This is a genomic window from Flavobacterium sp. NLM (assembly GCF_002210235.1).
Taxonomy (GTDB): domain Bacteria; phylum Bacteroidota; class Bacteroidia; order Flavobacteriales; family Flavobacteriaceae; genus Flavobacterium; species Flavobacterium panici.
In genome coordinates this window covers 119430-140516 of record NZ_LIAC01000006.1, presented here as the reverse complement: position 1 = coordinate 140516, position 21087 = coordinate 119430, and the positions used below count along the sequence as shown (strand labels likewise).

At 33.2% G+C, this 21087-nt stretch carries 17 protein-coding genes; 11 read left to right on the top strand and 6 right to left on the bottom strand.

The window, feature by feature from the left end; genetic code table 11:
* The first annotated feature begins 224 nt into the window (after positions 1 to 224).
* The 4 genes from APR43_RS09340 to truB all read left to right on the top strand — a co-directional run bounded on the left by APR43_RS09340 (position 225) and on the right by truB (position 3031).
* Entirely contained in the window at positions 225 to 1100 is an 876-nt protein-coding gene (locus APR43_RS09340; protein WP_053472464.1) for a cell division protein FtsX, read from the top strand.
* A gap of 102 nt (positions 1101 to 1202) precedes the next feature.
* Positions 1203 to 1457: a DUF3098 domain-containing protein gene (locus tag APR43_RS09335; RefSeq protein WP_053472463.1), complete on the top strand. Its 255-nt coding sequence runs from the start codon at positions 1203 to 1205 to the stop codon at positions 1455 to 1457.
* Between the two features lie 84 nt (positions 1458 to 1541).
* Entirely contained in the window at positions 1542 to 2339 is a 798-nt protein-coding gene (locus APR43_RS09330) for an undecaprenyl-diphosphate phosphatase (protein ID WP_053472462.1), read from the top strand.
* A complete protein-coding gene (truB, locus tag APR43_RS09325) occupies positions 2339 to 3031 on the top strand; it encodes a tRNA pseudouridine(55) synthase TruB (protein ID WP_053472461.1) in 693 nt (230 codons plus the stop codon). Before APR43_RS09330 ends, truB begins: the two co-directional genes overlap by 1 nt.
* A gap of 371 nt (positions 3032 to 3402) precedes the next feature.
* On the opposite strand, the gene APR43_RS09320 is transcribed toward truB, so the two are convergent.
* Entirely contained in the window at positions 3403 to 4020 is a 618-nt protein-coding gene (locus tag APR43_RS09320) for a thioredoxin family protein (RefSeq protein ID WP_053472460.1), read from the bottom strand.
* 190 nt (positions 4021 to 4210) lie between these two features.
* Between APR43_RS09320 and pyrH the strand changes: the two genes are divergently transcribed.
* The 3 genes from pyrH to APR43_RS09305 all read left to right on the top strand — a co-directional run bounded on the left by pyrH (position 4211) and on the right by APR43_RS09305 (position 8169).
* A complete protein-coding gene (pyrH, locus tag APR43_RS09315) occupies positions 4211 to 4918 on the top strand; it encodes a UMP kinase (protein ID WP_053472459.1) in 708 nt (235 codons plus the stop codon).
* Between the two features lie 74 nt (positions 4919 to 4992).
* On the top strand, positions 4993 to 5556 hold the full coding sequence (frr, locus tag APR43_RS09310) for a ribosome recycling factor (protein WP_053472458.1): 564 nt from the start codon (positions 4993 to 4995) through the stop codon (positions 5554 to 5556).
* 117 nt (positions 5557 to 5673) lie between these two features.
* Positions 5674 to 8169 carry a DUF5686 family protein gene (locus tag APR43_RS09305; RefSeq protein ID WP_053472457.1) on the top strand — a complete coding sequence of 832 codons (2496 nt, stop codon included), beginning with the start codon at positions 5674 to 5676 and terminating at the stop codon, positions 8167 to 8169.
* A 363-nt stretch (positions 8170 to 8532) separates the two neighbouring features.
* Here the strand turns inward: APR43_RS09305 and APR43_RS09300 are convergent, their stop codons facing one another.
* The 4 genes from APR43_RS09300 to APR43_RS09285 form a co-directional block, all read right to left on the bottom strand.
* Positions 8533 to 10803, bottom strand: coding sequence for a cation:proton antiporter (locus APR43_RS09300; protein ID WP_053473266.1), 2271 nt, complete (start codon positions 10801 to 10803; stop codon positions 8533 to 8535).
* 314 nt (positions 10804 to 11117) lie between these two features.
* On the bottom strand, positions 11118 to 11837 hold the full coding sequence (locus APR43_RS09295; protein WP_053473267.1) for a LytR/AlgR family response regulator transcription factor: 720 nt from the start codon (positions 11835 to 11837) through the stop codon (positions 11118 to 11120).
* Entirely contained in the window at positions 11800 to 12561 is a 762-nt protein-coding gene (locus tag APR43_RS09290) for a sensor histidine kinase (protein ID WP_053473268.1), read from the bottom strand. The genes APR43_RS09295 and APR43_RS09290 overlap by 38 nt, the downstream gene beginning before the upstream one ends.
* A 116-nt stretch (positions 12562 to 12677) precedes the next feature.
* Entirely contained in the window at positions 12678 to 13007 is a 330-nt protein-coding gene (locus APR43_RS09285) for a DMT family transporter (RefSeq protein WP_053473269.1), read from the bottom strand.
* 181 nt (positions 13008 to 13188) lie between these two features.
* Here APR43_RS09285 and APR43_RS09280 point away from each other — a divergent pair, with 181 nt between their 5' ends.
* The 4 genes from APR43_RS09280 (at position 13189) to rpoN (ending at position 19858) form a co-directional block, all read left to right on the top strand.
* Positions 13189 to 15555: an efflux RND transporter permease subunit gene (locus tag APR43_RS09280; protein ID WP_053473270.1), complete on the top strand. Its 2367-nt coding sequence runs from the start codon at positions 13189 to 13191 to the stop codon at positions 15553 to 15555.
* Positions 15556 to 16231: 676 nt separating this feature from the next.
* Positions 16232 to 17677, top strand: a complete 1446-nt coding sequence (gene asnS, locus APR43_RS09275) for an asparagine--tRNA ligase (protein ID WP_053473271.1) — start codon at positions 16232 to 16234, stop codon at positions 17675 to 17677.
* Between the two features lie 198 nt (positions 17678 to 17875).
* Positions 17876 to 18271 carry a GxxExxY protein gene (locus tag APR43_RS09270; protein ID WP_053473444.1) on the top strand — a complete coding sequence of 132 codons (396 nt, stop codon included), beginning with the start codon at positions 17876 to 17878 and terminating at the stop codon, positions 18269 to 18271.
* Positions 18272 to 18397: 126 nt separating this feature from the next.
* Positions 18398 to 19858: an RNA polymerase factor sigma-54 gene (gene rpoN / locus APR43_RS09265; protein WP_053473445.1), complete on the top strand. Its 1461-nt coding sequence runs from the start codon at positions 18398 to 18400 to the stop codon at positions 19856 to 19858.
* A 772-nt stretch (positions 19859 to 20630) separates the two neighbouring features.
* Here the strand turns inward: rpoN and APR43_RS09260 are convergent.
* On the bottom strand, positions 20631 to 21050 hold the full coding sequence (locus APR43_RS09260; protein WP_053473273.1) for a hypothetical protein: 420 nt from the start codon (positions 21048 to 21050) through the stop codon (positions 20631 to 20633).
* Between the last annotated feature and the right edge of the window lie 37 nt (positions 21051 to 21087).

Genomic DNA, 21087 nt, shown 5'->3' with positions numbered 1-21087 from the left:
TAGCCACAGATTAAAAGGATTCACACAGATTTTGAAATCATTTTAATCCTTTAATCTGCAGCTATTCTCTTTTAACTTTGCGAACATTGCGAAAACCTTGCGCACTTTGCGGTTAAATAAAAACTTTTATTCAATATCAAATCGTACATTTATAGTATAAAAGTTTGTTATTAACTTTAAATAAAGAAATTCTTTATTATTTTTACCACATAATTTAAGTATCTATGAGTTCTAATTTTGATAAATTTCAAAAACGCAGGTTAATTTCCTCTTATTTTTCGGTTGTATTAAGTGTATTCTTGGTTTTATTCCTTTTGGGAGTACTGGGATTATTCATTATCAATTCTAAAAAACTGGCAGATGATTTTAAAGAAAAAATCGCCATGACGGTTTTCTTTAAAAACGAAGCGAATGACAGTATTATCAAAGCATTTGATTCAGAATTAAAAAGAGCTCCTTTTGCGCTTTCTTATGTTTATGTAACCAAAGAAAAAGCAGCAAAAGAACATACTGATATTATTGGAGAAGACTTCCTGACGTTTTTGGGCGAAAACCCATTATTGAATTCATACGACATTCACTTAAAAGCAGATTATGTTGAACGTGACAGTATTTCTAAAATAGAAAGCGCATTACGTCAAAACACTATGATTGAAGACATTGTTTACGACAAACAATTAGTAAATCTGGTAAACGACAATATTAAAAAAGTAAGTATGTGGATTTTGATTATCAGTGGTTTCCTTACTGTAATTGCTGTTTTATTAATCAATAGTTCGCTTCGTTTATCAATCCATTCCAACCGTTTTATTATTAAAACCATGCAAATGGTGGGTGCTACAAAATCGTTCATTCGTAAACCTTTTGTAACGCGCAGCGTAAAATTAGGAATGCTTGGTGCTTTACTGGCAATTATTGCCTTAATTGGACTTTTATTCTATGTAGAAACTAATTTCCCTGGTTTAGGAATTTTAGAAGATAAAGCTTTAATTGGATTGGTTTTATTGGCCGTTTTCGGATTAGGGGTTTTAATTACCTGGGTAAGCACACACTTTGCAACACAGCGTTTCCTTAATTTAAGAACTGACGATCTTTATTAATTTTAGATTGCAGATTTTAGATTTGAAAAGGCCTTCGACTTCGCTCAGGCTGACAAATAAATAAAAATGCCCTTGATTATCCAGGGCAACAAAATATAAAAAATGAAGAACAACAATATTAAAGAAGAACAACAGCAAAAACAGGAATTCCTTTTTGACGGTATCAATTACAAAATTTTATTAGTTGGTATTGGCGTTATTGCATTAGGATTTATTTTAATGTCTGGCGGTGGAAGTGATAATCCGAATGTTTTTAATGAGGATGTTTTTAGTTTTAGACGTATTCGTTTAGCTCCAACAACTGTTTTAATTGGTTTTGGAATCACGATTTATTCTATTTTCAAAAAATCTAAATAAATTAGGTTTATAGATTTCAATTAAAACTTTGAGCGCAGCGAAAAGAACAATCTGAAATCTAAAATCTGAAATCTAAAATTTCTAATGAACACATTACAAGCTATCGTTCTTGCCATTATTGAAGGAATTACAGAATTTTTACCTGTTTCTTCAACTGGACACATGATTATTGCCTCTTCTTTTTTTGGAATCGCACATGAAGATTTCACTAAACTTTTTACGATTGTTATTCAGCTTGGTGCTATACTTTCGGTTGTTGTTTTATACTTTAAACGTTTCTTTCAAACGCTTGATTTTTACTTTAAACTTTTAGTTGCTTTTATTCCGGCGGTAGTTTTAGGATTATTGCTGAGTGACTTTATTGATGGTTTATTAGAAAACCCGGTTACGGTTGCAATTTCTCTTTTAATTGGAGGATTAATTTTATTGAAAGTTGACGAATGGTTCAACAACCCAAATACTGCCGAAACTTCACAAGAAATCACCTATTTACAAGCGGTTAAAATTGGATTATTTCAATGTATCGCGATGATTCCCGGAGTTTCACGAAGCGGCGCCAGTATTGTGGGCGGAATGTCTCAAAAATTATCAAGAACAACGGCTGCCGAATTCTCGTTTTTTCTTGCAGTTCCAACTATGCTGGGCGCAACAGTAAAAAAATGTTACGATTATTACAAAGCTGGATTTGAATTATCTCACGATCAAATCAACATACTAGTTATTGGAAACATTGTTGCTTTTATTGTAGCACTTTTGGCTATTAAAACCTTTATTGGATTTTTGACTAAAAACGGTTTTAAAGTTTTTGGTTATTACCGAATTCTTGCCGGAATCATCTTATTGCTGATTCACTTTTTCATTCACCCGCTTACCATTATATAATGACACCCGAAGAATATTTAAACGGACAGGTTTTATTGATAGACAAACCTTTAAAATGGAGTTCGTTTCAAGCGGTCAATAAATTAAAATACCTTTTAATTAATAAAGTCGGACTTCCAAAAAAGTTCAAAATTGGACATGCCGGAACTTTAGATCCGTTAGCATCCGGTCTTTTATTAATTTGTACCGGAAAATTTACCAAAAGAATTTCTGAACTTCAGGGTCAGGCAAAAGAATATACGGGAACATTTTACATTGGAGCCACTACTCCATCGTATGATTTAGAAACCGAAATCGATCAGACTTTTCCAACGGAACATATCGACGAAGCTTTAATTCACGAAACGGTGAAACAATTTTTAGGCGAAATCGACCAGAAACCGCCTATTTTTTCGGCTATTAAAAAAGATGGTGTTCGCTTATATGAACATGCGCGTGCCGGAGAATCTATAGAGATTGAAAGCAGAAAAACTACGATTCACGAATTTGAAATTACACGAATTGCGCTGCCTGAAATTGATTTTAGAGTAGTTTGCAGTAAAGGAACGTATATTCGGTCTCTGGCTTACGATTTTGGAAAAGCAATGAATTCCGGTTCGCATTTAACTGTTTTATGCAGAACGAAGATTGGTGACTACGACGTAAAAAATGCGATTGATATTACGTTGTTTGAAGAAAGTCTTACTTCATAAAAAACAAGAAGCACATTACATATAAATATTGTAATGTGCCTACTCCTAAAATAATGTTACTCCATACTTATTGCTTAATCAATAGTGAGGAACATTTCTTTGTCCTCCGAATAAATATCTGGAGAAAAAATCATAAAACCTTTCGAATAACTTTTTCATAATAGTGCATTTTTAATTGTTAGTAGAAAATAGACACCAATAAAAAGAGTAAATCAAAAAATATATAATAGAAGTGGGATTGGTTATAGCAAGATACAAAATTTTCTAATAAAAAAACTATTTTCTTACATTTTTTAAAAACATTATAACATTTACTATCAACACTTTACCACTAAAGGGTTTCAGACAAGTATTACAAAAGTAATCAACAATTAAAGTCGGTTATATTTGATCTTTTCCATGATTTCGACCAGCTCTTCCTGCACAGAAAGACCTTTATCTGCGAGATACCATAATTGTAAATCGGTTTTAATTTTTTCATCAATTGGGCCAACATCTCTTTTATGGTTAGCCATTAATTCGGCTGCGCCTTTTGGTCTTGGTCCCCAATCGGCACGAACAATTCCGGCTTCTTTGCAGATCACAATTATTTTCGGAATCGCTCTTCCGCCGTTTGTCAAATATTGATTCATCAATTCGTCGTTTTCATCACGAAGTACAATTCGAAGATCAATTTTTTTATTAGATCCGTGCGCCATTTTATCTAAAATGGGAAGAATCTGTGCCGCATCTCCGCACCAGCCTTCAGAAATTACAAGCCAGATATAATGATTATCCAGATGCTGGAGTTTTGAAATAACATCTTCGGAGATTTTGATTGTTTTTTCTAATCGATTCATTCTGGCTTCGTTCAATTTGGAATAATTAGTCAGACTTTCAGACTGTTCGCTTCCTGTTGATTTTCCTTCAGATAATAAATCAGTAACTAATTTTCGATATTCAGCATAGGAATGACTGTTGAATAATGCTTTGGCTACAGTACTTTTCATAGAGGTTTATTTTGCTTACTATAAAATTACGGATTTTAAAAACAACCTCGAATGACTTTTATCACATTCGAAAGAAAAAATCAAAAAAGTCGTTATAAAATTAAATCTCAAGTACAATTAATTTTTTGTAAACATTATTTTTAAAAATCAGAATATGTCTATATTTGCACAAATTAACGCAACACGAAATATGAAATATAAAAGAATTCTTCTAAAACTTAGCGGTGAGGCCTTAATGGGTGATTTACAATACGGAATTGACCCTAAAAGATTAGCCGAATATGCAGATGAAATTAAACAGATCCATGCAAAGGGAGTAGAAATTGCAATCGTTATTGGAGGAGGAAATATTTTTAGAGGCGTTGCCGGTGCCAGCGCAGGAATGGACCGAGTACAAGGTGATTATATGGGAATGCTTGCTACTGTTATTAACGGAATGGCTTTGCAGGGTGCACTTGAAGACAAGGGAATGAAAACGCGTTTGCAGACTGCTTTAAAAATGGAATCTATTGCAGAACCATATATCAAAAGAAGAGCAGATCGTCACTTAGAAAAAGGAAGAATTGTTATTTTTGGTGCCGGAACAGGAAATCCATATTTTACAACTGATACTGCAGCGGTTCTAAGAGGAATCGAAATCAATGCTGATGTGATCTTAAAAGGAACACGTGTTGATGGTGTTTACGATTCTGATCCTGAAAAAAATGCTTCGGCTGTAAAATTTGATTTTATCTCGTTTGATGATGTTCTTAAAAAAGGACTAAATGTAATGGATACAACAGCTTTTACTTTAAGCCAGGAAAACAAATTGCCAATTGTTGTTTTTGACATGAACAAAATTGGAAACCTTTTGAAAATCTGCGAAGGAGAAAACATCGGAACTGTAGTAAATATATAAGTCCCAGTAACAGTTTACAGTCGCAACGGCTTAAACTGAAAACTGAGACTGAAAAACTGAAAACTAAAAAAAAAATGACTGAAGAAATCGATTTTATATTAGAAAGTACTGAAGAATCTATGAACGGTTCTATTGCACACTTAGAGAAAGAATTTCTAAACATTCGTGCAGGAAAAGCTTCTCCAGCTATGCTTGGAGGTGTTTTTGTTGATTATTACGGATCTGCAACGCCACTTTCTCAAGTGTCAAAAATCAGTGTTCCTGATGCAAGAACAATTACTTTGCAGCCTTTCGAAAAAAACATGTTACAAGCCATTGAAAAAGCTATTTTAATTGCTAATATTGGCTTTAATCCAATGAATAACGGAGACGTTATCATTATCAGCGTTCCGCCTTTAACAGAAGAGCGTCGTCGTGATCTGGCTAAACAAGCTAAATCTGAAGCTGAAGATGCAAAAATTGGTATTCGTAACTCTCGTAAAGACGCAAATACTGACATTAAAAAATTAGAAAAAGAAGGAACTTCAGAAGATATCTGTAAATCTGCAGAAGAAGAAGTTCAAAACTTAACAAACACTTATATTAAAAAAATTGATGAATTATTAGCTGCAAAAGAAGCTGAAATCATGAAGGTTTAAGTATTTGATACTGAAATTCAAAAATCCGTCTGGTAAAATTATCAGACGGATTTTTTTATTCTTATTTTTGCATACCAAAATTGAATTCTTTCCGTTTTTGAATCTATATAATTCTCTATGAGGCTATTTTGTTTTTTGACTTTATTTTTTACGCTTAGTATTCAGGCGCAATTTCAAATAAGCGGAATTGTAACAGATTCAAACAACAAGCCACTTCCCTTTGCGACTATTAAAACTTCTGATAATAGCAACACAATTACAGATGTTGACGGGAAATTTACATTCAAAACTTCTATAAACTCGGGGAATTTTATTGTTTCCTATATTGGTTTTCAAACTAAAACTATTGCGATAGTAGAAAACAAAAAGTTTTATTCTGTTTCCTTATCTCAAAAAACAGATGATTTAAAAGAAGTTATTGTTTCTAATGAAAATCCGGCTTTAACGATTATCAAAAAAGTTATTGCCAATAAAAACAATAATAATCCGCAGAAAAAATTAAGCAGTTTTGAGTACAAAACCTATAATAAACTTATTGTTACCGCCAATCCTGATTCGATTGACGGGAGAATAGATTCATCTGCCGTTTATAAAGACTTTAATAAAAAGAAAATCAACATCGATTCCTCTGATTATAAATTCAAAGAAATAATAAGCAAACAGCATTTATTTCAAACCGAAAAAGTTTCACAATATCAATTCGGAAATAATAAACTTAAAGAAACGGTTCTGGGAACCAAAATAGCCGGTTTTAAAAATCCTATTTATGAAGTTATCGCTTTCAATTTACAGTCTATTTCGATTTACGATAACAAATATGAGCTTTTCGAAACTAAATACGAAAATCCTATTTCGAACACAGCTCCTGGAACCTACAATTACAAATTACTGGATACCGTAAACATAAAAGGACGTGAAACTTTTATGATTTACTTTAAAAATAAACACAAACGAAGAACATCAGGCTTAGAAGGTGTGTTGTATATCGACTCGCAAAATTTTGCTATTGCAAAAGCGGTAATGCGCATAAAAGGCGTTTTAGATATTAGCGGTATTCACGAATTTGATTACGTGCCAAATGAAAAAGTATGGTTTCAAAGTAATACGACTTTTAAAATCGTAAAAGGTAAAAATGACGATGATATTAAAATTTTAGGCGGAACGATTCAGTTTGACGGAGATGTTGCCGAAGATTTTGAACCTAGAAAAAAAGCCGCTTCAGATTTCACCTATTTACTTTCTGAAAGTAATAATTTTGATATTCATTACAATACCGAAACTCCAATAAAAAACCCATCTCTTTATATTGAAATTAAAGACGATGCAAGCAAAAAGCCGGAAGAATTTTGGAATCAGTACCGCAAAGAAGCTTTAGACCAAAAAAGCCAGAAAACGTATCAATTATTAGACAGCTTATCTATCAATAAAAGAATTGAAAAACGTTTGGGATTAGGCCGAAAAATCATTAATGGCTATATTCCAATTGGCCCTGTTGATTTAGATTTAAAGAAAATTATTAGTTACAACAATTACGAAGGTTTTCGGTTAGGTCTTGGAGGCATTACAAATGATAAATTTTCTAAAGATTTTAGAATTGAAGGCTATACGGCATACGGTACAAAAGACGGTGTTGTTAAATACAATTTAGGAGCTGGTGTTTTATTAGACCAAAATACGAACACTTGGTTAAACGGATCGTATACAGATGATGTACGGGAAATTGCTAGTACACTGTTTGCTGTTGACAAACGTGTATTTAAAATTTATGATCCGAGACCAATCAACATTAGTACTTTTTATCATTATAAAAGCTGGAAAGCAAATGTACAGACGAAAATCATTCCGAAGACAGAAGCTGTTCTGGAACTATCCCGAACGTATGTTGAGCCTAAATTCGATTATCTTTTTAATTACAACGGTCAGTTGTATTCAAGTTTTATTATGACAACCGCAATGGTTTCTATTGTTTGGGCGCCTTTCAGCGACTTTATGCAGACTCCAACAGGAAGAACGGAATCTGATAAAAGATTCCCTCGATTTACTTTTCAGTATACACAATCGCTGCCAAATGTTTTAGATAATGATTTTAGTTTCGGAAAAATAGATTTCAAAACGGAGTACGAAAAGAAATATCTAAACGGTCAAAAAACAAGTCTGCTTTTACAGGGAGGTCATGCAATAGGTGATGTTCCGATTACGCATTTATATAATACCATGCCGAATAACCTTACTAAGGAAACTATTATTCAGCGTATAACTTTTGCCGGAAGAAACAGTTTTGAAACTATGTTTTTTAATGAATTTTTCTCCAGTCAATATGTGTTTTTTCAAATCAAACATGGTTTTGATAGAATTAAAATCATGAAAAAAGTACGTCCTTCACTAGTTTTAGTTACCAGAATGGCGTGGGGAAATATGGAAAAACCGGAACAACACGTTGGCCCGACTTATAAGACATTAGATAAAGGTTTCTTCGAATCAGGAATTGAATTAAATAAAATCTACAAAGGTTTTGGTCTCGGCGGATTCTATCGCTACGGTCCGAATCAATTACCTGAATTTGATGATAATATTGCGGTTAAGATTTCTTATGTTCTTGATTTGGGATTATAAATTTTAAATTCCAAATCTTAAAATTCCAAATTCCAATTAGAGCGAGTTTAACCGCAAAGGTCACAAAGTTTTTTTTCGCAAAGTTTGCAAAGTTTATTAAGAAAACATGTTTTGATGAGAGCACAAAGCAATTCTCCTATTTTTGTCTTCCTGAGCGAAGTCGAAGGATCGTCTCGTAACTCCACAAAGTTTAATTATACACAAAGTTTGTCATTTCGATTTCTATAATAAACTTTACGGTTAACCTTTGTCAAAGTTTAAAACTTTGACAAAGGTCTGCAGACAATTAATACCATAAAAAAATCCCAAACCCCAATCATAAAAATTGGAATTTGGAATTTAAATATTGGAATTTTAAACTAACTATGGTTTCAAAATCAGCACCGAAGGCGTATTATTCAGCCATGTACTTTGAGATTCGATCAATTTTTTCCAGCTGTCTAAACTTATAATCATTAAGTTCTGACTATCCAGAAAATCTTTTTTGATTGTTCTGTCGTGCATAATCATAATATGATTTGGTGCAATTTGCTCGATAGAACGAATCGTTTCCTGAATGTCTCGTGTGTTTTTTACTTCACCGCTGGCATCCAGAACTGTAATTTGTGAACCATTATTATTGATTAATTTTTTAGCAAAATCAATTAAAAAAGCATCTTCACGGCTAAAAATCGGCATGAATACCTGATTTACTTCTTCAAGATCTTTATCAATAAAAATACCAACCGGCATTTTGGTTTTTGCAAGAATATGACGCGTTCTTTCATCAAAAGGATTATTTTCAAATAAACCTTCTTTTCCGGTAAACTTGTCGATTAAACGATCCGGATTTACGATTCGGGTTGTAAAACCAAGAATTTTTCCAAGTAAAGTTCCATCAAAAATAGACTGTCCTAAACCAACCAATAGTAAATCATATTCTCCTTGATTCGCTGCGTCAATGATATCGGTATCAATATCATTAGAAACTTTAAACAGGCTTACCATATTTTGGTTCAGCTTGTGCGATTCTTCGATAACCGGAACTAACATTTTACGTTCGTGTTCTTTTACATCAAACGAATGTATTTCTGTACTTAAAGACAAATGCATTGCCGTTACGATTGAATTATCCTGCTGTTTTTTAACTAAACTATTGGCAATTTGCAACAGTTTTTTTCCTCTTTCAGGAGTTCCAAAGGAAAGCAGTATTTTGTATTTACTTTTATTTCCAATTTCCTGTGGAATAGCCGTGATTTTATCTTTAAAAACAAACCCGATGAAATCTAAAGCCGGCCCTGTCATAAAAGTGGTTACCAAAGCCATAATGACCATCATGGTAAAAATCTCTGTCGATAAAACACCAAGATCGTATCCAATATTTAAAACAACCAACTCCATTAAACCTCTTGTGTTCATCAAGGCTCCAATGGCCAGACTATCTTTCCAGTTTTGACCCACAAATTTTGCTGCTAATGCACTTCCAAAGAATTTTCCGGCCACGGCAACCGCTATAATTAATCCGGTAATTTTCCATAATCCGGGATCGTTAAGCAAACCTATTTGTGTACGTAAACCTGTAAATACGAAGAATAATGGCAGTAATACAATTATCGCAACATCTTCTACTTTCTCAATAAATATATTTCTGAATTTATTGTTTTCCGGCATGATTGCTCCCGCTAAAAAAGCTCCGAATAAAGCATGGATTCCGATTAATTCAGCAGCATATGCAGAAATTAAAAGTGTAATGAAGAAAATCGCAACAACTGGTTTGTTTAAACTTTCTCTTGTTGAATTTAAATCTCCAACACGTTTTAGAAACGGACGAACGATTTTCAACATTATAATTACATACAAAATTGCTAAACCAATTACATACAACGCGCTCGTGAAAGAACCTGCTTTTACAATAGCAATTACAACAGCCAGGATACACCAAGCCGTGATATCATCTGCAGCGGCACACGTTATGGCAATGGTTCCGAGTTTGGTTTTCTGCATACCTCTTTCCTGCACAATTCTGGCCAAAACCGGAAATGCAGTAATACTCATCGCAATTCCCATAAACAATCCGAAAGAAGCAAACTCCACACCAACCGGCGCAAAAGTATGATATATATAATATGCTAAGCTTAATCCTAAAGCAAACGGAATTACAATACTGGCGTGACTAATAACAACAGCATCGTGTGCTTTGTTTTTTAACACTTTCAAATCCAGTTCCATTCCAATAACGAACATGAAAAGAATTAAACCAATCTGACTTAAAAATTGTAAGTTCCCTAAGGATTCTTTTGGAAACAACGCTGCAGAAAATTCAGGGAAATACATCCCGACTAAAGATGGCCCTAAAACAATTCCGGCGATCATTTCACCAATTACAGACGGCTGTCCAATTTTTCTAAAAAACCATCCAAACAAACGTGCCACTAAAATAATAGTCACAATCTGCGCCAGTAAAATAGCTAATGGATGCTGTAAATTTTCAACCATTGAATGAAGGAAATCATTCCAATGATTACTTTCGATTTTTTTCTTGATGATATTACGGCCTACTTCTAATGCAGCGCCTTTTGAAATTACCCAATATATCAGAGCGGTAAAACCTCCAATAATGGTTACGTAGAATAAGGAGTTCTTAATGTTATTCATAACTCGTTCTTTTAATTATTGCCGCAAATATCAGAAGTGGGCTTCAAGTGGAAAAGTAAATTTACACCTAATTTTCAATGTATGTAACAAGTCGGAAAAACTTTGTAATAAGTTAAAAACAACATCTAAAAAGCATTGTCATCCTGAGCGAAGTCGAAGGCCTATGGAACTAAAAAGGGCTTCGACTTCGCTCAGGATGACAGTAAAATAAAATTCCAAATCCTGAAATTTCAAATTCAAATTATAGCTAAAACTTTATTCTTAAATATTTTGTATTGTCACTCTAAGCTATCCCGAGGCATCGGGAGAAGAGCTTATAATTTTACCTTTTTTAAAAAATCAGAACGGTAAGTTTCGCTTAAAATTAAAGTAGTGTTTTTATTATTTTCTTCAACGTGATGCAGTACAATTTCGTTGTGGTTGAAGAATTTTATCGCTTTTACTGCAATGATTTCTTTTTTGTTAATTCGGCAGAAATCAGCTTCTGGCAATTCGTTTAAAAGTGTATCGAATTTTACGTTTTTCAAGTTCAAAAAACTTCCGTCGGCAAGCAAAACCGTTTTGTCCCGACTGTCACTTGCAGCCGTTTTGATGTATTGAATCTGATTAAAATAAAGCAGTGTTTTTCCTTTATCGGTATTTAACTGAATAAATTTTTTAGATGCATCCGGCTTTTCAAAACGTTCTAAAGCTTTTGAAACTGCTTTTTGCAAACGTTCCAGTTTTACCGGTTTTGTGATATAATCTACCGCATCGATATTAAAAGCATCGGCGGCATATTCTTTATACGCCGTACAAAAAATCACTAATTTATTACCAACCATTTCAGCCAGATGAAGTCCGTCCATTCCAGGCATTTCGATATCTGAAATTAGCAAATCAAATTCGAGTTCGGGAATATCAGACAAAAGTTTCTGCGGATTATTGAATGTCTTTACGATTTCCAGTTCAGGAATTTGTTCGCAAAGCATTTTCAAGTACGTTAATCCCGGAATCTCATCGTCCAGAAGCAAGCATTTCAGTTTTGTATTCAAGTAAATCTATTTTTAGATGGGCAATATAAACATCGTTCTCTACAAATTTATCAAGTTTAAAATTATTCTTGTAAATAATACGCAGACGATGTTCTAAAGTGGCGTGGCCAAAACCGCTTCGCTCCTTTTTCAATACTTTTTTATCTGAAATTTTATTCGAAACAGTCATAGAAAAAGCGTTGTCACGAAATTCAAAAACTACCGAAATAAAAGCATCGGCACTTTGAAGATCAGCATGTTTAAAGGCATTTTCAATTAAATCAATCGAAATCAAAGGCGCCAGCAAAGGCTGATCGTACAATTTATCATCTTCGTTGATATTGGTTTTGATCTTCAGTTCAAAAAGCGGACTGATTTTGATTTTATTGATTTCGATTAAATTCAATGCGAAATTTATTTCTTCTTTTGCGGTTACGAATTTCTTTTTGCTTTCGTATAAAATATAATCCAGCACATTTGCCAGTTTATCCAGAGCAAAATAAGTTTGATATGCGTGCGACTGAATCGAATTCAAAATATTCTTAAACAAATGCGGATTTAGTTTTGACTCTAAATTCTCTAACTGCAAGTCGTTTACTTTTGCTTCGAGTGCATAAAAACTTTTTTCGGCATTATCTTTTGCCTTTTTTGCCTGCGTTAATTGATATATCATAAAACAAATTATGATAATTAACAGTAAAAGAATGGCTAGAAATATAAAAGTTGTGGTATTGTTTTCCTGCATTGTTTAAGGATAATTAAAGTTTTTTTTTGCCACAGATTACACAGATTCTCACAGATTAAAAATAATTATTTTGATGAAAAAATCCTTTAAATCTGTGAAATCTGTGGCATATATTTTTAATGACTTGAAACGAATTTCAACCCAATAATAGAAGCAATTAATGTTGTAAGGAAAAATATTCTCCAGAAAGCTGCCGGTTCTTTAAAAATAAAAATCCCGACTAAAACAGTTCCAACTGCTCCAATTCCTGTCCAAACGGCATAAGCAGTTCCAATTGGTAAAGTTTGCGTTGCTTTATACAATAAAATCATACTGATTGAAAGACATACAAAAAATCCGGCCATCCAATAAGTTGATGTAATTCCTGATGTTTCTTTTGCTTTTCCTAAACACGATGCAAATCCAACTTCAAATAGTCCGGCAATAATCAATAAAATCCAGTTCATTTTCTTTTCATTTTTAAATTAACTGCAAATATGAGAAAAGCTAACGACTAAACAGTGAAAAGAAAGAAATTTATCACAAATTTTTAAGGTGTTCATTTGTGTTAACATTAAGTAAAATACAATCGATTGTTTATGATTTTGAGCAGTTTTCACTACATTTGCAACCATTTTTAAAGATTTTATGAAAAACGCTATTAAAGTTGGGTTCTGGGAGAAATTAGCCCGAATCATACTTAAAAACAGAATCACAATTCTGGTCATCCTTTCTGCTTTAACTATTTTCCTTGGTTACCAATGGAAAAACCTTGCTATGACTTATACTGAAGCAAACCTGCTTCCAAAAGATCATATCGCAAATAAAGAATATCAAAAATTCTTAGACAAGTTTGGCGAAGAAGGAAACTTAGTTGTAATTGGTTTTCAGGATAAAAACTTTTTTACTCCAAAGAACTATGCTGCGTGGAATGAATTAATGACAGGTTTAAAAAAATCTAAAGAAGTAGATTTAGTTGTTTCACTAAACGATTTAAAAAAACTAGAGAAAGATACCGTTAACGAAAAATTTGTTTTAACGCCATTTATCGATCAAAATAAAGTTTTAGATCCAGCTTATTTAAAAAGCGTTCAGTACGATTTATTCCATAATTTACCTTTTTACGAAGGATTGTTGTTCAATAAAGAAAGCGGAAGTGTTCGTTCTGCAATTTACATCAATAAAAAACTGGTAAATACTGCTGAAAGAAAAACTTTTATTCTTGAAAATCTGGTTCCGAAAATCGATAAATTCGAAAAAACAACCGGAATTGATCTTAAAGTTTCGGGAATGCCATATATCAGAACAATTAATGCAGCGGATATGAAAGGCGAAATTGGTCTTTTTATTGGTGCGGCTTTATTGACAGTTTCATTGATTTTCTTTTTCTTTTTCCGTTCATTCAGAGCGACTTTTATTTCGATTTGTATATTAATTGTCGGAGTAATCTGGTCGTTTGGAACACTTGGATTATTTGGATATAAAATCACGATTTTAACAGCAATTATTCCACCGTTAATTATTGTAATTGGTATTACAAACTGTATTTTCCTGATTAATAAATATCAGCAGGAAATTAAATTACATAATAATCAGGCTAAGGCGCTGCAGCGTGTAATTTCAAAAATTGGGGTTTCGACTTTAATGACGAATTTAACGACTGCGATTGGTTTTGCTACGTTTATGATTACCGGAAATGATTTGCTTTTTGAATTTGGTCTGGTAACTTCAATCAACGTAATTTCTGTTTATTTATTGACACTTTTTATTGTGCCAATTGTATATAGTTTTATGCCATTGCCAAAAGAAAAGCATTTATATCACTTGACTAAAACTTACATTTCGACTTTATTAAATGTGGTTGAAGATGTAGTTAAAACAAAACGCAGATACGTTTATATTGTTTACGGCTTGCTTTTGGTTTTCAGCGTAATTGGAGTTTCACAAATGAAAGTTTCAGGAAGTTTGATTGGTGAAATGCCAAAAAGTGCTTCTTTCTTTAAAGATATTTTATTTTACGAAAAAGAGTTTAACGGAGTTATGCCGCTTGAAATCATGATTGACACCAAAAAGAAAAAAGGTGTTATGAAGGCTTCAACGATTCGTAAAATGGATGAACTTCAAAATACAATTGCTGAAATTCCAGAATTAGCAAAACCTGTTTCCATTGTGAATTTGGTTAAATATTCGAAACAGGCTTTCTACAACGGAAATCCGGAATATTACCAATTGCCAACTTCGCAGGAGCAGACTTTTATTTTGAGTTATGCTAAAAATGCAACTAAAAACAGCAAGGAAAATTTAATGAAAGCTTATGTTGATTCAACTGGACAATATGCCCGAATCACAACTTTCATGAAAGATATTGGAACGGACGAAATGGCTAAAGTGGAGAAAAAATTGCACAGCAAAATCGATGAAATTTTCCCAAAAGATCGTTATGAAGTTACCGTTAGCGGAAAAGCATTGGTTTTCCAGAAAGGAACTACATATTTGGTAGAAAATTTAATTGAGTCATTAATCTTCGCGATTTTAACGATTGCAATTCTGATTTTATATTTATTCCGTTCTTTCAAAATGGTAATGGCATCTGTAATTACAAATGTTTTGCCGCTTTGTATTACGTCTGGATTAATGGGTTATTTTGGAATTCCTTTAAAACCTTCGACTATTTTAGTATTTAGTATTGCCTTCGGAATTTCGGTTGATAATGCGATTCAGTTTATGGCGAAGTACAGACACGACTTGCTTCAAAGCGGCGGAAAAGTTAAGAAATCGGTTTTTAGTGCTTTAAGAGAAACTGGAATTAGTACTTTCTACACATCGGTTGTTTTGATTTTAGGTTTTGCGACTTTCACGTTATCAAGCTTTAGCGGAACAATTGCGCTTGGAGGATTAATTTCTTGTACTTTGGCTTTTGCTATGTTTGCGAACTTGGTTGTATTGCCTTCGCTGGTTTTGACTTTTGAGAAGAAGAAAACTAAGAAGGAGGAATTGGAGAATTTGGAGAAATAGTTTTTTTTGCCACTCCCGATAGCTATCGGGATTCACGAATTGACACGAATTAAGATGGTAAAGAAAAGAATTATGGCAATTGCATTACTTTATTTATATAGTAGCAATTGTTTAGCTGAAGGACAATATGGACTAGCACGATTTATAACGTTTATCCACTTTATATTTCTTTGTCTATCTATTTTTATTTACACAATGATTGGAGGAATTATAATAAAATTCATTTTACAAAAATCTAATCTTTTAGTAAAAAATCAAACTCGTAAAGCATTTTCTATTTCATTATTAATAGCAATTTTGTTTACAGTATTTTTTGAAGTCGATTTTATATATTACTTATGGAATAATACCTAATCTCTAAATAGTCTATCATTTCGACAAAGGAGAAATCTCACTCGAAGCTCGACAACTATTAGTGATTTGCTTTACGGAATTACTAGTGCGATTCCTCGTTACTCGGAATGAAAACTGCATCTAAAATGGTTCTCATGAAACCGAATGCCCTAGCCCTGATAGAAGCGACATCCTTTTTCTTGCTTCTTTAGCAAGAAAAAGATATAGCGGATAGCAGGAAACAGCTTCAAAAATTAATTATTATCGTTTATATTTGCAATTCGATATAAAAACACTGATTTTATTTTAAACTAAAATCAGAAATCTAAAATCTAAAATAAAAATGAAACACACAAAGGTTAAAGACTTATTAAACAGTACGACGACGCTACAGGAAGTGAATGCAAAAGGATGGGTGAGAACTTTTAGAAATAATCAGTTCATCGCGCTTAATGACGGTTCTACCATTAATAATATACAATGTGTTGTTGATTTTGAAAATACACCGGAAGAGACTTTAAAAAGAATCACAACCGGAGCTGCAGTTTCTGTATTTGGAACTTTGGTTGAAAGTAAAGGTGCGGGTCAGAAATACGAAATTCAGGTTACTAAATTGGAAATTCTTGGAGATTCTGATCCTGAAAAATTCCCAATGCAGCCTAAAAAACATACTTTAGAATTTTTACGTACAAATGCACATTTACGTGTACGTACAAATGCTTTTGGAGCAATTATGCGTGTGCGTTCGGTATTGTCTTATGCAGTTCACAAATATTTTCAAGACAAAGGTTTTGTTTACGTAAATACGCCAATTATTACCGGAGCTGATGCTGAAGGTGCTGGAGAAATGTTTCAGGTAACTTCATTGCCATTGGATAATCTTCCAAAAAATGAAGAAGGAAACATTGATTTCAAAAAAGATTTCTTTGGAAAACATACGAACTTAACAGTTTCTGGACAATTAGAAGGTGAAACTTTCGCTATGGCTTTGGGACAGATTTATACTTTTGGACCAACTTTTAGAGCTGAAAACTCAAACACTTCTCGCCACCTAGCAGAATTCTGGATGATCGAGCCGGAAGTTGCTTTCAACGATCTTGATGACAATATGGATTTGGCTGAAGATTTTATTCAGTATGTAATTAAATATGCTTTAGACAACTGTAAAGACGATTTAGCTTTCTTAGAAGGAAGACTTCTTGAAGAAGAAAAATCAAAACCACAAGCAGAAAGAAGCGAAATGGCTTTGTTAGAGAAATTGAACTTTGTATTAGAAAACAATTTCAAACGTGTTTCTTATACGGAAGCAATTGATATTTTAAGAGATTCAACTCCAAATAAAAAGAAAAAGTTCCAATATATCATTGAAGAATGGGGAGCTGATTTACAATCTGAACACGAACGTTATTTAGTTGAAAAACACTTTAAATGTCCGGTAATTTTATACGATTACCCGGCAAACATTAAAGCGTTTTACATGCGTTTGAACGACAACACGGAGCCAGGAAGAGAAACGGTTCGTGCAATGGATATTCTTTTCCCTGGAATTGGAGAAATCGTTGGTGGTTCTGAAAGAGAAGAACGTTACGATGTTTTGGTTGAAAAAATGAAAGCTCTGGAAATCGACGAAGAAGAATTATACTGGTATTTAGACACCAGAAGATTTGGTTCTGCAACTCACGCAGGTTTCGGTTTAGGATTTGAGCGTTTGGTATTGTTTGTAACAGGAATGACAAACATTAGAGACGTAATTCCTTTCCCTAGAACTCCTGGAAGTGCGGAGTTTTAATACATAAGGTTATTGCCACGAAGGCACAAAGACGCAAAGTTTATTTTTAAACTGAATTAAAGACTCTAAAAAAATTAAAATAATACCACGAAGACACAAATTCACAAGTATTATTTTATTGTTTACTGAAGATTTAAAAAACTTTTAAAACAAAAAGCTTTGTGCCTTAGTGCCTTCGTGGCAAAACCAAAAAAAAATATGCTCTCTGAAAGAACAGAAGAAATTGGAAAAATAATTGTAAACTCGGCATTTAAGGTTCATAAACAACTTGGACCTGGATTATTAGAAAGAGTTTATGAAGTTTGTCTAGCCCATGAAATCACAAAAGCTGGTCTTGATGTAAAACGTCAGGTTGATATTCCAATTTTTTATGATGGAATTGAATTTAGCGAAGGATTAAGATTAGATTTACTGATTGAAGATTCTATAATTATAGAAATAAAAGCGGTTGAACAAATAAATCCGGTTTGGGAAGCACAAATTATAAGTCAATTAAAATTGCTAAATAAAGATTTAGGATTTTTAATTAACTTCAATGTTCCATTAATAAAGAGTGGCATTAGAAGATTTATAAATACAAAAAGAGTATTTTAAGTTTTCATAGAAATATAAGAAAGCAAAAAAAACTTTGTGGCTTAATGCCTTTGTGGCAAGAAACAAAAAACAAATAAAAAAACTTTGTGCCTTCGCGCCTTAGTGGCAAAAAATAGCGCCTTAACTATGCTAAAGCAATTTTTAAATTTAAAATTATCCCAAAAATTATCTCCACAGCAAATTCAGCTGATGAAGTTAATTCAATTGCCTACGCAAGCTTTTGAACAGCGTTTATTAGAAGAAATGAACGAAAATCCGGCTCTTGAAGCTGGAAAAGAAGAAGAATACGAAGCGGATGAATTCGCAAATGAAGACTACGACGATTATGATGATGCAGAGTCTGACAGAATCGAAGCAGACGATATTAATATTGACGAATACTTAAGCGACGACGATACTCCAGATTACAAAACTCAGGTTAACAATTATAGTGATGATGAAGAACGCGAAACGCCTTTTGCTTCGCCAATTAGTTTTCATCAGGATTTAATCAATCAGCTGAATACTTTTATTTTAAACGATGAAGAACGCGAAATTGCGGAGTTTCTTGTTGGAAGTATTGATGATATGGGTTATATCCGCAGAAGCGTTCCGGATATTGTAGACGATATGGCTTTTACTCAGGGAATTTATACTGATGAAGCAATGGTCGAAAAAATGCTGCATGTCATTCATGAACTTGAACCTTCGGGAGTTGGAGCGCGTGATTTACAGGAATGTTTATTGTTACAATTAAAGCATAAAACGCCAACTGAATATGTTGATTTAGCGATTGATATTATCGAAAATCAGTTTGATGCTTTTACGAAGAAACATTACGACAAATTATTACAGAAATACAGCGTTTCGAACGAACAGCTTAAAAAAGCGATTCACGAAATTGAAAGACTAAACCCAAAACCGGGCGGCTCTTTTACAGGAAATAATAAAGTAACTGAAAATGTGGTTCCGGATTTTGCTATCAGAATTGTGGATGGCGAATTGGAACTAACTCTAAACGGGCGAAATGCTCCTTCCCTGCACGTTTCTAAAGATTATCAGGAAATGATGCAGACGTATAAAGATTCTCGTGATAAATCGACGGCACAGAAAGATGCGGTTCAGTTTATCAAACAAAAACTGGATTCGGCTAAATGGTTTATCGATGCGATTAGACAACGTCAGGAAACACTTTTTGTAACGATGAATGCGATTATGCATTATCAGGAAGAATTTTTCCTGGACGGCGACGAAACCAAACTAAAACCAATGATCTTAAAAGATATTGCAGATATGGTTGGTTTGGATATTTCGACGATTTCGCGTGTTGCTAACAGTAAATATGTGGAAACGCCATACGGAACAAAACTGATTAAGGAATTCTTCTCTGAAGCCATGAAAAATGACCAAGGTGAAGATGTTTCGACTTTAGAAATCAAAAAAATCCTTAAGAATACAATTGAAGAAGAAGACAAAAAGAAACCACTTCCAGACGATCAATTAGCCGAAATCTTAAAAGAAAAAGGTTATCCAATTGCGAGAAGAACGATTGCAAAATACCGTGAACAACTTGATATTCCGGTTGCGAGAATGAGAAAGAAAATTTAGTTTTTTTTTACAAACCATATAAGAAATATAAGTTCATTTAAAATAATAAAGCCCGATAGGTTTAAAATCTATCGGGCTTTATTATTTCCACATAATCATTGCACGTCAAACCGGATTAAAATCCGGCCCTACAATATATATCGAGCCTCTGGCTCTTTCAAAGTTCCGAAGGAACGAATTATTTTGTAGAGCTGGACTTTAGTCCAGTTTACATCAATTGAGATTATTCATCATCCATTAATCAAATGTTCCCATGGAACGTATGCCTCACAAACAAATATTTTTCTACCAATGAAACATTCCTACGGAATGAATATTTTCTTTTAAAAACAACAAACCCAATAGGTTTTTAAAAAATCGGGTTGTGCTTTTACACATCATTACATCTTAAACTGGACTGAAGTCCAGCCCTACAATATGTATCGAGCCTCTGGCTCTTTCTTAGTTCCGAAGGAACGAATTATTTTGTAGAGCTGGACTTCAGTCCAGTTTACATTAATTGATATTATTTGTTATTCCGTAGGAATATCTGGTTGGTAGAAAAAAAAAAGCGTTTGGCATTGTGTCCCTTCGGGACACTTGGTTTTTTATATTAAAACGATGTCTGTTATATTAATCAAACGTTTCTACGGAACGTATACCTCACAAATCCAATATTTTTCTACCGATGAAACATTCCTATGGAATGTATGGAATGGAATGACTTCTAAAAAACAACAAACCCGACAGGTTTTAAAAACCTGTCGGGTTTACCAATTTGTAAAAGTTCAAATTATTTATATTGATCCGGTAATATTTTCACCGTAAACAAAAATCCTTTCTTTTTGTCACTATAACTATAAATCAAAGTATAATCATTATCTCTAAAAACCTGAAGTCCCGGATTTGCTTTTGCTGTACTTAAAAGACTTTTCTCAATTTCGTCTTGTATAACATTAACTTCCGCAGTTTCTTTTTCTACATTCAGCAATGTCAAATTATACTGAACAACTCTTTCTTCATGTAAACTAACGCTGTCTAAACGAATGCCCTCCTGAATTTTTAACGGACAGCTTTTATTATATTTTTCAACTAATTCTGTTATTTCAGTACTTACCTCATCTGCTTTTTCAGAAAGAAAAAATTGAAAATAAACAGCTAAAGCCACCGCAATTCCAATCACAATTAATAGTAAGATATTTTGTTTTCTCATACTCTGCTTTTCTTGTATTGGTTATTAAAGTTAAATA